The sequence below is a fragment of the Thermosynechococcus sp. M3746_W2019_013 genome (genome assembly GCF_015296045.1).
Taxonomy (GTDB): Bacteria; Cyanobacteriota; Cyanobacteriia; order Thermosynechococcales; family Thermosynechococcaceae; genus Thermosynechococcus.
In genome coordinates this window covers 13,744-27,974 of record NZ_DVDW01000049.1, presented here as the reverse complement: position 1 = coordinate 27,974, position 14,231 = coordinate 13,744, and the positions used below count along the sequence as shown (strand labels likewise).

Below are 14,231 nucleotides of genomic sequence, written 5' to 3'. Positions count from 1 at the left end.
ATATGACAACCCCATTAATCGGTCTTACTGCAGCGGAAGTAGCGGAGCGGCAAGCCAGGGGCCGCATTAACCGTCAGGTGAGTGAAAGCAATCGCACCTATGGCGAGATTTTGCGGGAAAACCTCTTCACGTTTATCAATGGGGTTTTTGCTTTTATTAGCCTCATCTTGATCTTTTTAGGTCGCCCAGGGGATGTGGTGGCGATCGTCGTTGTTGTGTTTCTCAATGCCATCATCAGTATCATTCAAGAAATTCGCGCCAAACGCCAACTGGATGCCATTAGCCTTTTAAGCCGACCCCGCGTTAAGGTGCTGCGCGATCGCCAAGAGGTGATTATCGATCCTGCAGAGGTCGTAGAAGGGGATATTCTCCTGTTGACGCCTGGGGATCAAATCGTTGCTGATGGTAGGGTGGTTGGCGATGGACAGATTCAAGTAGATGAGTCATTGCTCACAGGGGAGTCGGATCTCGTTCCCAAGCGGGCGGGCGATCGCCTCTATTCCGGCAGCTTTTGTGTGCGCGGTGCCGCTGCCTATGTTGCCGAGCAGGTGGGGGAAAAGAGCACTGCCCATCAACTGACTGCTGCCGCCAAAACCCACCACCATAAACTCACACCCCTTCAGCAGGAAATTAACCTGATTATCCGCGTGATTCTTGCCCTGGCGGTTTTCCTGTGGCTATTGGTTCTATTCTCGCTCTTGGTGCGCCTGACCACTCTACAAATGAGCGTGCAAACCGCAGCCGTAATTGCGGGCCTTGTCCCTGTGGGCCTGTACCTTACGATTACCCTCACCTATGCCCTGGGGGCGCTGCGCATTTCCCGTGCCAACGTCTTGGTGCAGCAGGTGAATGCCATTGAGTCCCTCAGTGGGGTGGATATTCTCTGCCTTGATAAAACGGGAACCCTAACGGCCAATGCCCTTGAACTCCATAGCTGGTACCCTCTCAGCGAAGCGAAGGAGCAAACGGCAGCAACCCTGGGAAAGTTTGCGGCCAGTGTCAGCAGTCCCAACCGTACCATTGTTGCCCTAACGGAGGCTTTTGCGGGAACGCCCCAACCGATGCGCCTCGAAATTCCCTTTTCCTCCGCCTACAAGTGGAGTGCAGTGGCCTGGCACGACTCGGAAACGTTTATTTTGGGGGCACCGGATGTCCTCTTCAAGAGTGAGGACCTCTCCCCTAGGGTGGTTGAGCTGCTCCAGCGAGGGCGACAGCAGGGATTGCGGGTGCTCCTCTTTGCCCGCAGTGGCAGTGATCCCACTTGGGATGAGCGGCAGGAAACGCCTCTGTTGCCCTCAGAGTTGGAACCTTTGGCAGTGATTTGGGTGGGCGATCGCCTGCGACCCCAATGCCGTGAGGTTCTAGCGCGTTTTCAGCAAGCTGGAATTCAAGTCAAAATTATCTCCGGGGATCATCCGGAAACCGTTGTTGCCCTTGGCAAGCAAGTTGGCCTCGATGGGGGGGCGATCGCCATCTCCGGGGCAGAACTGGCCGCTATGGATGATTCCAGCTTTGATCAAATGGCTGAGAAAGCCACGGTTTTTGGTCGCATTACACCAGAGCAAAAGGCTAAACTCGTCACTCGCTTGCGTGCCCTCGGGCATCAGGTGGCAATGATTGGTGATGGTGTGAATGATGTCCTATCCCTGAAGCAAGCTAATGTGGGAATCGCTATGGAAAGTGGCAGTGCCATTACCCGCAATGTGGCTGATATTGTGCTGCTTGCGGATTCCTTTGCAGCCTTACCAGCAGCCTTTCGCGAAGGGCAGCGCATCTACAACGGTATTCAAGATGTCAGCAAGCTCTTTTTGGTACGGGTCTTTAGCTTTAGTTTACTGTGCCTTGTCACTGTTATGGCAGGGCGCGCCTTTCCGCTGCTGATTAAGCACAACAGCCTGCTAACGCTGTGGGGAGTGGGCTTACCCACACTGGCGGTGGCTTTTTGGGCAGTGCCGGGGCCCCGTCCCCATCGCTCCTTGATTCGTTCATTGCTGCACTTTGTCATCCCCGCCACCCTGAGCCTGGCGCTGTTAGCCATTTTCATGTACTTAGGGGTTTTAGCACGGGAACTGACACCCCTTGTGGAATTGCTCCAAGGACGGTTTGATCCAGCCCTGGTGAATGATCGCGAGGTGCTCTCGGAATTGGGCCACAGTGTGGCGATCGCGCGCACGGCCTTGGTGACGAGCCTGATCTTGGCCTCCCTCTGTTTAGTGCTTTTCCTAAAACCTCCCCATCCCGTATGGGTCGGCGGTGCTCCCTTAGTGGGCAACTGGCGGTATGTTGCAGTTGTAGTTATCCTACTGGCTGGCTTTGTCATCATTAGCACATCGCCCACCCTGCGATCGGTGGCGGAGCTAGAACCCCTCTCCTGGTCATTGTGGGCACTCATTGTGCTAATTGTCCTACTCTGGGTGATTCTTTTGCGCAGCTTTTGGCGGTATCGGCTCTTGGATCGCTTCTTGGGGATAAATCTCAGTTAGTTGCAGCAACGGGGGGGCGATCGCGCTGAATCGAATAGAGATGGGCATACAATCCCCCTTGGGCAAGGAGGGTGTCATGATCGCCCTGCTCACGGATCGTGCCCTGATCCAGCACCACAATCTGATGGGCATCCCGCACTGTACTCAGGCGGTGGGCAATCACAATCATGGTGCGAGTACCCGTAATGGCGCGTAGGGCTAGCTGAATTTCCCGCTCTGATTCGTAATCCAAACTTGAGGTTGCCTCATCAAAAATCAGCACATCAGGATCCGCCAAGAGGGCACGGGCAATCCCTAAGCGCTGCCGCTGTCCCCCCGAAAGCCGCAACCCCCGTTCACCAACAATCGTGCGATAGCCCAAGGGCAACTGCTGCACAAATTCATCCACCCGCGCAATGGCACAGGCCTCATAGACCGCGTCGGCACTGACCTCGGGGTTAGCATAGGTCAGGTTATCCCAGAGGGTGCCATTAAAGACATCGACTTCTTGGTGGACAATAGCTAGCCGGCGGCGATAGGCGCGCACATCGAGGGTTTGAATATCTTGGCCATCAATGAGAATTTGCCCCTGATCTGGCTGGAAGTAACGAAAGAGGAGCTTGATTAGGGTGGATTTCCCCGACCCCGATCGCCCCACCAGGGCCACCGTTTGGCAGGGTTCAATGAGTAAGTTAATATCCCGCAGAATGGGACGCCCTGGCGTGTAGCCAAACCAAACATGCTGAAAATCCACCTTGCCAGAAAACTGCAGGCTAGGAATTTCCTGTTGCTCAAGATCAATGGCATCGCGACCGGCGGGCAATTCCATAAATTCATGGAAGCGTAAAATTGAGGCATAGCGCCGCGCAAACACCTCAGACACCTGCGAGAGGGGCGTAATTTCGGCATAGGCCATACTGGCAAGGGTGTAAATCGTAATAAAGTGGCCAATGGAGACCCGTCCAGCGATGGTCGCTGCTAGGGAAAACCCCAACACACTAAAAAGGCAAAACTGCACCACCGCTCCCTGCCAAGTGATTAGGTGCATGTAGCCGCGATGGATGCGGTCAATCACCATCTTGAACTCGCGATCCAGCCGCTGCTTCTGGCGAGCCAGTTCACGGGCTTCAGTGGCAAAGGCCTTGACGGTTTTGATATTGGTGATGATCTCTGAGGTGCGGCTTTCCGTGCTTTCGATGTGGCTGTCGAGGATTTCTTCCTTTTGAATAATGCGCCTTAGGGTGCGCAGGGTCAGCAACAAGATGACTGTAAAGGAGATCAAGAGCCCAAGGGCGATTGGCCAATCCAACCACCAAACAATAACACCAATCCCCAGGACCCGTACAACTTTGGGAATGAGTTGACCGGCAATTTCCGGGTAGCTCCACGTATGGTTGGAAATCCCTTTACTAACACGGTTGGCAATGCGGCCAGGATTATTTTCCTCAAAGAATTCTAGGGGAAGGGTCAGGATTTTCTCGATTGCTTTGCGAGCGTGGTCGCGACGGGCAGCCAAGGCAATCCACCAGTGGAACCATACCCCTAGCCACGGTTGAATCGGGGCACGCACCACAGTGGCCAAAAAAACAATACTGCCGAGAACGGCGAGATGAGCACTAAAGGTATCGCTCCAGCCTGTCCATGTTTGGAGTCTATGGGCGATCGCCACCACTGGCGGGTCAAGGGGTTGTTGGGAGAGCAGGTTGAGAATTTGACCAATGGCATAGGGCACCAGCAAATCCACCATCTCGCACAGACTGGCTGCGGTAATGCTGGCGATCGCTATCCCCCGATAGGCGCGATAGTAACCCAGAATGGAGCGAAATGAGGCCATAAAAATACGACAAGCACTATTCCCATTTTAAGATTTCTTAAAATTTTGTGCCGTCGCCCTTGAGAAGGCTTTAGATCTTGAGGGAAACAGGGGTGCGATTTAGGCGCGTTTCATAGGGTGCACTGACAATTAGCGATCGCCCCGTCATTTCGGGGGGTTGGGGCAGCTCCAGAATTTCAAGAATCGTAGGGGCAATATCCGCCAGACAGCCATCTTCCCGAAGGATCACATTGCCACCATGGCCAGGAACTTTGCGTTTCTCCCCTTCCACTAAAATGAAGGGAACCGGGTTGGTGGTGTGAGCCGTCCAGGGGTTGCCGTCCTCATCAATCATGTATTCGGCGTTGCCGTGATCTGCAGTGATGAGCAGAGTTCCCCCCACTTTTGTGGCCGCTTCCACCAAGATCCCCACACAGCGATCCACGGTTTCAATGGCTTGAATCGTCGCCGCCAACTGCCCCGTGTGCCCCACCATATCGGGGTTGGCAAAGTTAACTACAATTAGGGCATACTCCTGCTTCTCAATGGCCTTCTTGACGGATTCGGTTACAGCCAGGGCAGACATGGCTGGGGCTTGATCATAGGTGGCCACCAGGGGACTGGGGATGAGAATGCGATCTTCGCCGGGAAAGGGTTCCTCAAGGCCACCGTTGAAGAAGTAAGTGACGTGGGCATATTTTTCTGTTTCGGCTGCCCGCAGTTGCTTCAGGCCGTGCTCAGCAATAACTTCTCCGAGGATGTGGCTGAGATTTTGCGGCGGGAAAGCAACCCCACAGTTAAAGCTAGCGTCGTACTGGGTAAAGGTGACAAACTCAAGGGGCGTAATCAGCGTCCGTTCAAAACCGCTGAAGTCAGGATCAATAAAGGCTTGGGTCAGCTGGCGAGCGCGATCGGGACGGAAGTTGAAAAACACCACCCCATCGCCAGGTTCAACGGCTCCTTCAGCAATGCGTGTGGGCCCAATGAATTCATCGCCAATATCCTGCGCGTAGGCCCTACGGGCCACATCCACTGCCCGGAGGGGTTGAATATGCTCATTGCTGGTCATAACGCGGTAGGCCGCCTCGGTGCGGTCCCAGCGGCGATCGCGATCCATGGCATAGTAGCGACCACTTACCGTCACAATTCGTCCGCAGCCGGCGGTTTTCAGGCGCTGCTCCAATTCCTCAAGGACCCCTGCGGCATCACGGGGGGGCGTATCACGACCATCGGTAATAGCATGGATACAGGCGGGCAACCCGTGGCGTTTGGCTAGTTCCACCAAGCCGTAAAGATGCTCAATGTGGGAATGCACCCCCCCAGCAGAACACAGACCGATAAAATGCAGCTTACCGTTGCGTTCCTTCACGGTTTGACACAGATGCACAAGGACGGGATTGCTAAAGAAGCTGCCATCTTCGACAGCATCGGAAATGCGTACCAATTCTTGGGGAACAATGCGACCGGCACCGATATTTAAGTGCCCCACCTCGGAGTTACCCATTTGTCCCTTGGGGAGTCCCACCGCCTTCCCAGACGTGTAAATCAATGTGTGGGGATAGGCTTCCCACAAACTGTCCATCACAGGGGTATTGGCGCTGGCGATCGCATTACCGTAGGTGTCTTCGCGATAGCCCCAGCCATCCAAAATCACCAAAACAACGGGCGCAACAGGAGACGATGCCATGTGAATGCCCTACCTTAACCTCTCTGGGAAATGGCGTAAATTTTACAACCTCGCAAATGATACCATTCTCGACCGCGAGAGACAAATCGGGTCACTTCCGCTCCAGTCCCAGGTTGGATCAATTATTAGCTAATAGATGGATCTATCCTAGCAGATCACTAAAGATGGCCAAATGTTGAAAACTGTTACAGATACGGCTTTTCGGGATTAAATCCTTGAAGACAAAAAATTCCCGTGATAGTATCCAAACTGTTGTTTGTTAGCCAAAATTTGGGAGTCGTCCGTTGTCACTTCGGGTAGCAGTAGTCGGTGGTGGTCCAGCGGGTTCCTCAGCCGCCGAAACCTTAGCCAAAGCCGGAATCCAAACCTATCTCTTTGAACGTAAATTAGACAATGCCAAGCCCTGTGGCGGTGCGATCCCCCTGTGCATGGTCAGTGAATTTGACTTACCCCCGGAAATCATTGACCGCCGCGTGCGCAAAATGAAAATGATATCCCCCTCCAACATTGAGGTGAACATTGGCCATACCCTCAAGGAGCACGAGTATATCGGTATGTGCCGCCGCGAAGTCCTCGATAGCTTTATGCGCAATCGGGCAGCGGCTTTGGGCGCCAACTTGATCAATGGCACTGTCTTTAAGCTAGAGCAGCCCATCACCAGCGATCAGCCCTACACCCTCCACTATGTCCAAGAGGATGGCGCAGTTCAGACCCTCGAAGTGGATGTGGTGATTGGTGCCGATGGCGCAAATTCTCGCATTGCCAAGGAAATTGATGCCGGCGATTACAACTACGCCATTGCCTACCAGGAGCGGATTCGCCTGCCTGAGGACAAAATGGCCTACTACAACGAGTTAGCAGAAATGTACGTGGGGGATGACGTGTCCCCTGACTTTTATGCGTGGGTTTTCCCGAAATATGACCATGTAGCCGTGGGTACGGGCACCATGAAGGTCAATAAAGACCGTATTCGGGAATTGCAAGCAGGAATCCGCCACCGCGCTGCCGCCAAACTGGAGGGGGGGCAAATTATTAAAGTGGAAGCCCACCCCATTCCTGAGCATCCTCGACCTCGGCGAGTGGTCGGTCGCGTGGCCCTTGTGGGCGATGCGGCGGGTACCGTGACCAAGTCCTCCGGAGAAGGCATTTACTTTGCCGCCAAGTCAGCCCGCCTGTGTGCTGAAACGATTGTCGAGACCTCCAACAGCGGTCGCCGTATCCCTACCGAAGCCGATCTCAAGCTCTACCTGAAGCGCTGGGACAAAGCCTACGGCATGACCTATCTTGTTTTGGATCTGCTGCAGCGGGTCTTTTATCGCTCCGATGCCACCCGTGAGGCTTTTGTGGAGATGTGTAGTGATCTTGATGTGCAAAAGCTCACCTTCGATAGCTACCTCTATAAGACTGTTGTGCCCGCTAATCCCTTAGTGCAGTTGAAAATTACGGCAAAAACGATTGGGAGCCTGATGCGGGGCAATGCCCTTGCGCCCTAGGTGAGTTTCGGATCCGCCCTCGCCCTTAGAGGGCTTGGATCCACTCATGAATACTGTAGTCTGTCCACACCTGATGCTGCCAGTAGGGGTCGTTTTCAATTAGTTGGCGCACGGTCTCTTCACTATCCGCCTCATAAATAGCAAAAAAGTAGCGCAGGTCTTTGGTAGGGCCAATGGTGATGAGCAGCCCTTGGTCTTTTTGAGCTGCAAGGCCATCGAGGTGTGCCTGGCGATGGGGGGCACGCCGTTCGCGGACATCTTCACAGTAGCGTCCCCAAGCCACAAATTTGGTCATTTGATCCTCCTAGGCTTGTTCGGCAGCAAGTTGCGCCAGTTGTTCCTGCTGATCACGGCTGATGCAGGCTTGGATAATCGGTTCCAAATCCCCCTCTAGGACACTGCTGAGGCTAAAGTTTTGTCCCAGACGGTGATCGGTCACGCGGTCATCTTTGTAGTTGTAGGTACGGATTTTTTCGGAGCGATCGCCAGTGCCCACCTGAGAGCGGCGCATGGAAGTAATGGCTTCCTGTTGTTCCCGCAGCTTTATTTCGTAGAGTTTGGCACGGAGAATCTGGAACGCTCGCTCTTTGTTTTTCAGTTGACTCCGCTCTTCGGTGCAGAAAATACGAATTCCCGTTGGCTTGTGGTATAAATCAACAGCGGTTTCCACCTTATTGACGTTTTGGCCGCCGGCTCCGCCAGATCGGGCGGTGGTGAGTTCAATGTCCTTTGGATCAATTTCGACCTCCACCTCATCCACCTCGGGCATTACAGCGACGGTGGCAGTGGAGGTATGAATTCTGCCGCTAGCTTCTGTTGCTGGTACCCGCTGTACCCGGTGGACACCCGATTCATACTTCAGCTTGCTATAGACGCGATCGCCCTTGATTTCAAGGATAGCTTCTTTGAAGCCGCCCATTTCAGCCAGGGATTCACTCACGAGGGTCACTTGCCAACCTTGGGTTTTGGCATAGCGGGAGTACATCCGTACCAAATCGCCGGCCCAAATCCCTGCTTCATCACCCCCTGCACCTGCCCGAATTTCCAGCATAATGTTTTTCTCATCATTGGGATCACGGGGCAGCAGCAGAATTTTCAGGCGTTCCTCGAGTTTGGCAATGCGGTGACTGAGATCCGCCACTTCTTCCTCAGCCATTTGCCGCAGCTCAGGCTCATTGATGGCTTCCTTGAGAAGCTGACGTGCGTCCAGCAGTTGCTGATTCAACCTTTGCCATTCCTGGTAGGCGTTTACCGTCTCCTCTAGGGCAGCACGGGAGCGGGCTATCTTCTGAAATTCGGTTGGATTGACTGCCACATCCGGATCCGCCAAGCGACGGGTAAGTTCCGTAAAGGTTTGCTCGACAGTGCGGAGTTTTTCCAGAAGATAGGCTTCTGCCATAGGAAAGGCGGCGATACTCTAAACTTTGCGGGAGTAGTACTCAACCACGAGGAGTTCATTCACTTCGAGAGCAACCCATTGGCGCTCAACGATACCGGTGACTCTGCCGGTGAGGGTACTTTTATCGAGTTCCAAGTGGCTGGGGAGATTGGCAAGCCCGGGATTTTGAAGGTTGGTTTCCACCAGACGGCGCGATCGCTCGTTATCGCGGACAGTAATCACATCCCCGGGACGGCACTGATAGCTAGGAATAGAAACAGTGCGACCATTGACCAGAATATGGCCATGATTCACCAATTGGCGAGCTGCTGGAATCGTGGGTGCCATTCCAAGGCGGAAAACGGTGTTGTCTAGCCGCATTTCCAACAACTGCAGGAGGGTTTGTCCGGTGGAACCACTCACGCGGCGGGCTTTGCGCACATAGCGCACGAGTTGTCGCTCCGAGACCCCGTAGTTGAAGCGTAGTTTTTGCTTTTCGTCAAGGCGCAGGGCGTATTCCGAACGCTTTTTGCGGGCTTGGCCATGTTGACCGGGGGGATAGCTCCGCTTGGGGACTTTGCGGGTGAGACCAGCCAGTTCACCCAGACGACGGACAATTCTCAAACGAGGGCCACGATATCGAGCCATGCAACTATACCCAACCTACAGTGATGATGGTGTCCAACCAAGAAATGCGCAAAAAATACACTGATGTGCCGAGGGCACCTTAATCAGCTTGTCTAGTATATCAACGGGATGGGGGCGATCGCAACCCTAGGACGAGGATTTTGGAGCAGCCTCACGGCTTGCCTGCAAGGCTTTGAGATCCAGCAAACTGACGATCGTCCCCGTCATGGGAATGGCCAGGAAGATACCAACAATTCCTGCGACCGTTGCCCCCACCAGGAGGGAAAAAAATAGAACCACCGGATTGAGGTTGACGGAGTTGCGCATCACACGGGGCATGAGGATATTTTCCTCTACCTGTTGGAGCAGAATACAGCTGATCAGAACTTGTACACTCAGGGCAATGCTCTTGGGCAACAGGATCAAACAGAGTAGGGAAATGCCCATCGTTGAGCCAATCCCTGGAATGAGATCCAAGCCGCCGGCGATCGCCCCAAGGGCAAGGGCGTAGGGGGCACCTAACACCAGCAAGACAATAAATGTGGCGGTACCAAAGAATAGAGATAGAAGGAAACGGCCACTCAAGAAGCCCAAAAAGTTCCGCTTTAAGGCTTGGGGCAGGCGATCGCGCCACGGGTCGGGCAAAAAACTCAACAGGTACTGCCATAGCTGTTCCCCTTCCAACAGCATAAAGAAAGTAATCACAGCAACAATCATGCCCCCCAGCAAGAGGGCAAAGATAGACTGGAGCTTACCAAACCCAAACTGAATCCCAGCAAGGGCAAAGTTGCGTAATTCTGACTCCAGTTGCTGAAAATTGATGTCTAGATTCCATTGCGCCAGAAACTGCTGCATTCTCTCAAGGGAGTCAATCCACAGATCAACTTGGCTGGGCAAATGGGTGATTAAGTCCTGCAACTGGCCAATGATCGCCAACCCAAGAGTAATCCCCAAGCCGATGAGCAGTGCCAATGTCCCCAGAAACACAATGGTAACCGCAAAACCATGGGGCAAGTAACGTTTGAGCCAGCGCACGGGATAGTTGAGTAAAAACGCCAAAATAGACGAAGAAAGAAAGATGAGTAAGACGTAGGCAAAGTAGTGCAAAAGTTGCACGCCAATCCAGCCCAAAGCAAAGAGCAGGAGCAAGCGCAGTAGGCGGCGGTTTTCGAGGCGATCGAGCCAATTAAACATAAAATTGATTAAAATTCATGCCGGATGCCCCCAACGCTTTGACTATAGCTCATAGGCTTGGTTTTTCTGTCCAGTTACATTGCTTTACAAATGGTCTGCCCCTTTGGGATCATGGGAAGGGATCTCAATCGTCGGGAGTAGATGAGCGTGGATCACCACAGTTGGCAAACCAGTTCGCAGTGGATCATGGTGGGGCTATTGCTCCTGTTTGCGATCGCCCACAGTGGCTTGGCCAGCTTACGTCCTTGGGCAGAAAAGCAGGTGGGTGCCCGCGCCTATCGCATTTTTTTCGCCTTAGTGAGTCTGCCTTTGGCCACAATCTTGATTCTCTACTTTCTAGCGCATCGCTACGACGGCGTCCAACTGTGGCAACTTCAAGGGGTGCCGGGAATGGGGGCGCTAGTGTGGGGACTATCGGCGCTCTCGTTTCTCTTTCTTTATCCAGCCACATTTAACCTGCTGGAAATTGCCGCTGTGCAAAAGCCAGAGGTGCACCTCTACGAGACGGGCATTATTCGCATTACCCGCCACCCACAGTTGTGGGGACAGGTGATCTGGTGTGTGGCTCATACCCTATGGTTGGGCACGTCCTTTAGCCTGCTGACCTCCCTTGGTCTGATTGCCCATCACTGCTTTGGGGTTTGGCATGGCGATCGCCGCTGGTACGCACGGCATGGAGAAGCATTTGCTGCCCTGAAAAACCGCACTTCCATCATTCCCTTCAAAGCCATTTGGGAGGGTAAGCAACAACTGGTATGGCAGGAATTTTTGCGCCCCGCCTATGGGGGAGTGGTTATTTTTGTCGCCCTGCTGTGGTGGCTGCATCCCTCCTTTTACCATGTGACACAGCAACTCTTGCCCTTTTAGCCTCTCCCCTGGAAATTGCGCATAATTGAGTTAGAGCTATCCCGTTTCAGGAAAAATTTTTCCACCAGTGTCCTCCCTCTTCCCCCTTTCTACTGCTGAATCTCGCCTCACTCGTCTTTTCAATCAATTGCACCCCCCTCCGGAAACAGTCGTACTGGTCTTGGCAGTGCTCATTGGCGGCAGCGCTGGCCTCAGTGTGCTGCTGTTTCGTTACCTGATTGAAACAATTCATTACCTTGCCCTTGAAAACTTGATGGGGATCATTGGTCGCTGGGGGAGGTGGACACTGGCCTGTGTTCCCACCCTTGGGGGCTTGCTGGTGGGGATTGTCCGTTGGCTTGTCCAAGAGTTTAGTCCCAACCTGATGTCATTGATGGGTGCTGTCGAAGCTGGTAAGGAAATTCCCCTTATTCGCCCCATTGCCAAAACCCTTGCGGCGGCAATTTCCCTGGGTACAGGTGCGTCCCTTGGTCCAGAAGGACCCAGTGTGGAAGTGGGCGCCAACATCGGCATTCTCCTTGGTCAAGGGTTGAAGGTCTCGCGAGAACGGCAAAAGCTGCTCCTTGGGGCAGGGGCAGCGGCAGGTTTAGCAGCAGGCTTCAATGCTCCGATCGCTGGCGTGTTCTTTGCCCTAGAGGTGGTCTTAGGAACCACCTTTGAAACAACGGCTGTGAGTGTGGTGCTTTTGGCCGCTGTGATTTCTGCCCTAATTACCCAAATTGGCTTGGGGTCACAACCCGCCTTTGAGCTGCCCGCCTATGAGGTACGCAGTTCCCTTGAGTTGCCCTTGTATTTGGGCTTGGGACTGTTGGCCTACGGCGTTGCCATTGTCTATACCCAGTTACTTCAGTGGCTCCCGCAAGCCTTTCAGGGGAGGATTCCACCTCTGCAGTTTTTAGGTTGCATTCCCCTACCAGTGCGTCCCTTGATGGGGGGCCTCTGCGTTGGCTTGGTTGCCCTGTATTTGCCGCAAGTGCTGGGCATTGGCTATGAAACAGTGGAAGCAATCCTCAGGGATGTGAATTTTTCCCTTGGCTTGCTGTTGGTGTTGCTCGTTACCAAGATGCTCTTAACGGCAGTGAGTCTAGGCAGTGGTCTCGTGGGGGGCATCTTTGCGCCGGCACTCTTTTTGGGAGCCTCCCTTGGGGCTGCCTACGGTAAGGTGTTACCTATTCTCTTACCGATGTTTGCCAACAGTATTGCTGCTCCTGCCGCTTATGCAACCGTGGGAATGGCCGCCGTCCTTGCTGCTAGTGTCAATGCACCCTTAACCGCTATTTTGCTGCTTTTTGAAATGACGCGGGACTATCGCATTATTTTGCCCCTGATGGCAGCGGTGGGCTTAAGTGTCTGGTTAGTGAATAGTTTTAGTGTGCAAAAACCGGGTGAGCTGCCCGCCTTGGCACCCAGCAGCATTGAGCCCCACATGGAGGAGCAGGAGGAAAGTCTCCCCAACCTTTTTGTGGCAGAGGCCATGCAATCGCAGGTGCTGTTTCTCAGCGAAGCGACGCCTGTGGTCGAAGCGGGCTTACAACTCATTCAAAAAAAAGTCTACTGTGCCTTTGTGACCGATAGTCAGCAGAACTTGCTGGGGTTGATCACCCTTGGGGATATTAATCGGGTGCTGACCCGTTGGGAAGCGGATCAGGAAACAACCGCCTATCAAACCCAAACGGTAGGGAGTGTCTGTACGCGGGAGCTGTTGCTGGCCTATAGTGATGAACCCCTGAAGGATGCTATCGATCGCATGGCGGCGCGGGATTTAAGGCAGTTGCCTGTAGTGGATCGCAATTACCCCCAACGGGTGTTAGGACTACTCACCAGAGAGAATATCCGCCTTGCCTATTCTCTGGATCAAACCCGACGTAAGCTACTGCCCTATTTGGAGCGGGCGATGCTGTCATTGCCCCTAGAACCTGAACCGGTTGCTTCAGACCTCGTGGAGACTTCCCCCTAACTGGGAGCGCAGGTGAATGACCTCACCAATGACAATCAAGGCAGGTGTTTGAATCTTTGCCTCGTCATAGGTGGCGATCGCTCGCTCTAGGGTTGTCACCACCACCCGTTGTTGCGGTGTTGTTCCGGATTCAATAAAGGCTAAGGGAGTCTGGGGCGATCGCCCCCCTGCCAGCAATTGCGGCACAATTTCCCCCAGATGGTGAAGTCCCATGTAAATCACAAGCGTATCCACCGCAGTTGCCAAAGCTGACCAATTGACGCGCGGTTGATAGCGGCCAGCCGCCTCATGGCCCGTAACAAAGACTACCGAAGAGCTAAAGTCCCGATGGGTTAAGGGAATTCGGGCATAGGCAGGTGCAGCTACGCCACTGGTAACCCCGGGGACTACTTCCACAGCAATACCTGCCTCAACCAAGGCAAGACACTCTTCGCCGCCACGGCCAAAGACAAAGGGATCACCACCTTTGAGGCGCACAATGACGGCATGGCGCCCTGCCAACTCAATCAATAGGCGGCAAATCTCAGCCTGAGAAAGGGTATGGTTACCCCGCCGCTTGCCCACATGAATTTTTTCCGCTTGGGGATTAATTAGTCCTAGGATCTCCGGACTAATCAGGGCATCGTAGAGCACCACATCGGCACATTCCAGAAGCATTTTGGCGCGAAGCGTGAGCAGCCCGACATCTCCGGGGCCTGCGCCCACCAAATATACTTTGCCAATCAATTGTGATGAACTCATTCTTGAATTCAA

At 53.7% G+C, this 14,231-nt stretch carries 11 protein-coding genes; 4 read left to right on the top strand and 7 right to left on the bottom strand.

Annotated elements, in window-relative coordinates; genetic code table 11:
- Positions 1 to 2 precede the first annotated feature (2 nt).
- Positions 3 to 2,483 (top strand): HAD-IC family P-type ATPase, encoded by a 2,481-nt coding sequence (locus IGQ16_RS09085; protein WP_297061146.1) that lies wholly within the window; start codon positions 3 to 5, stop codon positions 2,481 to 2,483.
- Here the strand turns inward: IGQ16_RS09085 and IGQ16_RS09080 are convergent.
- Complete coding sequence (locus IGQ16_RS09080; protein ID WP_297061143.1) at positions 2,476 to 4,296, bottom strand: ABC transporter ATP-binding protein; 1,821 nt, start codon at positions 4,294 to 4,296, stop codon at positions 2,476 to 2,478. The two genes, IGQ16_RS09085 and IGQ16_RS09080, sit on opposite strands and share 8 nt — an antisense overlap.
- 70 nt (positions 4,297 to 4,366) lie before the next feature.
- On the bottom strand, positions 4,367 to 5,962 hold the full coding sequence (gene gpmI, locus IGQ16_RS09075; RefSeq protein ID WP_297041496.1) for a 2,3-bisphosphoglycerate-independent phosphoglycerate mutase: 1,596 nt from the start codon (positions 5,960 to 5,962) through the stop codon (positions 4,367 to 4,369).
- 284 nt (positions 5,963 to 6,246) lie between these two features.
- Here gpmI and chlP point away from each other — a divergent pair, with 284 nt between their 5' ends.
- On the top strand, positions 6,247 to 7,455 hold the full coding sequence (chlP, locus tag IGQ16_RS09070; RefSeq protein WP_297041498.1) for a geranylgeranyl reductase: 1,209 nt from the start codon (positions 6,247 to 6,249) through the stop codon (positions 7,453 to 7,455).
- A gap of 25 nt (positions 7,456 to 7,480) precedes the next feature.
- Here chlP and IGQ16_RS09065 read toward each other — a convergent pair whose 3' ends face one another.
- The 4 genes from IGQ16_RS09065 to IGQ16_RS09050 form a co-directional block, all read right to left on the bottom strand.
- Entirely contained in the window at positions 7,481 to 7,750 is a 270-nt protein-coding gene (locus tag IGQ16_RS09065) for a YciI family protein (protein ID WP_297061141.1), read from the bottom strand.
- Positions 7,751 to 7,759: 9 nt separating this feature from the next.
- A complete protein-coding gene (gene prfA, locus IGQ16_RS09060) occupies positions 7,760 to 8,854 on the bottom strand; it encodes a peptide chain release factor 1 (protein WP_297061139.1) in 1,095 nt (364 codons plus the stop codon).
- A gap of 18 nt (positions 8,855 to 8,872) precedes the next feature.
- Entirely contained in the window at positions 8,873 to 9,481 is a 609-nt protein-coding gene (rpsD, locus tag IGQ16_RS09055; protein ID WP_024125616.1) for a 30S ribosomal protein S4, read from the bottom strand.
- Between the two features lie 126 nt (positions 9,482 to 9,607).
- The gene (locus tag IGQ16_RS09050; protein WP_297039757.1) at positions 9,608 to 10,654 is read right to left on the bottom strand and encodes an AI-2E family transporter; all 1,047 of its coding nucleotides are present in this window, start codon (positions 10,652 to 10,654) and stop codon (positions 9,608 to 9,610) included.
- Positions 10,655 to 10,795: 141 nt separating this feature from the next.
- Between IGQ16_RS09050 and IGQ16_RS09045 the strand changes: the two genes are divergently transcribed.
- Entirely contained in the window at positions 10,796 to 11,521 is a 726-nt protein-coding gene (locus IGQ16_RS09045; protein ID WP_024125614.1) for an NnrU family protein, read from the top strand.
- A 67-nt stretch (positions 11,522 to 11,588) separates the two neighbouring features.
- Entirely contained in the window at positions 11,589 to 13,478 is a 1,890-nt protein-coding gene (locus tag IGQ16_RS09040; RefSeq protein ID WP_297039753.1) for a chloride channel protein, read from the top strand.
- Here the strand turns inward: IGQ16_RS09040 and cobA are convergent.
- On the bottom strand, positions 13,452 to 14,219 hold the full coding sequence (gene cobA, locus IGQ16_RS09035; protein ID WP_297039749.1) for a uroporphyrinogen-III C-methyltransferase: 768 nt from the start codon (positions 14,217 to 14,219) through the stop codon (positions 13,452 to 13,454). The genes IGQ16_RS09040 and cobA overlap by 27 nt on opposite strands.
- Between the last annotated feature and the right edge of the window lie 12 nt (positions 14,220 to 14,231).

Excerpts from the sequence above, each read along its gene's own strand:
- IGQ16_RS09080 (WP_297061143.1), bottom strand. The coding sequence starts at position 4,296 with ATGGCCTCATTTCGCTCCATTCTGGGTTACTATCGCGCCTATCGGGGG.
- IGQ16_RS09045 (WP_024125614.1), top strand. The coding sequence starts at position 10,796 with ATGAGCGTGGATCACCACAGTTGGCAAACCAGTTCGCAGTGGATCATG.
- prfA (WP_297061139.1), bottom strand. The coding sequence starts at position 8,854 with ATGGCAGAAGCCTATCTTCTGGAAAAACTCCGCACTGTCGAGCAAACC.
- cobA (WP_297039749.1), bottom strand. The coding sequence starts at position 14,219 with ATGAGTTCATCACAATTGATTGGCAAAGTATATTTGGTGGGCGCAGGC.
- IGQ16_RS09050 (WP_297039757.1), bottom strand. The coding sequence starts at position 10,654 with ATGTTTAATTGGCTCGATCGCCTCGAAAACCGCCGCCTACTGCGCTTG.
- IGQ16_RS09065 (WP_297061141.1), bottom strand. The coding sequence starts at position 7,750 with ATGACCAAATTTGTGGCTTGGGGACGCTACTGTGAAGATGTCCGCGAA.
- IGQ16_RS09085 (WP_297061146.1), top strand. The coding sequence starts at position 3 with ATGACAACCCCATTAATCGGTCTTACTGCAGCGGAAGTAGCGGAGCGG.
- gpmI (WP_297041496.1), bottom strand. The coding sequence starts at position 5,962 with ATGGCATCGTCTCCTGTTGCGCCCGTTGTTTTGGTGATTTTGGATGGC.
- rpsD (WP_024125616.1), bottom strand. The coding sequence starts at position 9,481 with ATGGCTCGATATCGTGGCCCTCGTTTGAGAATTGTCCGTCGTCTGGGT.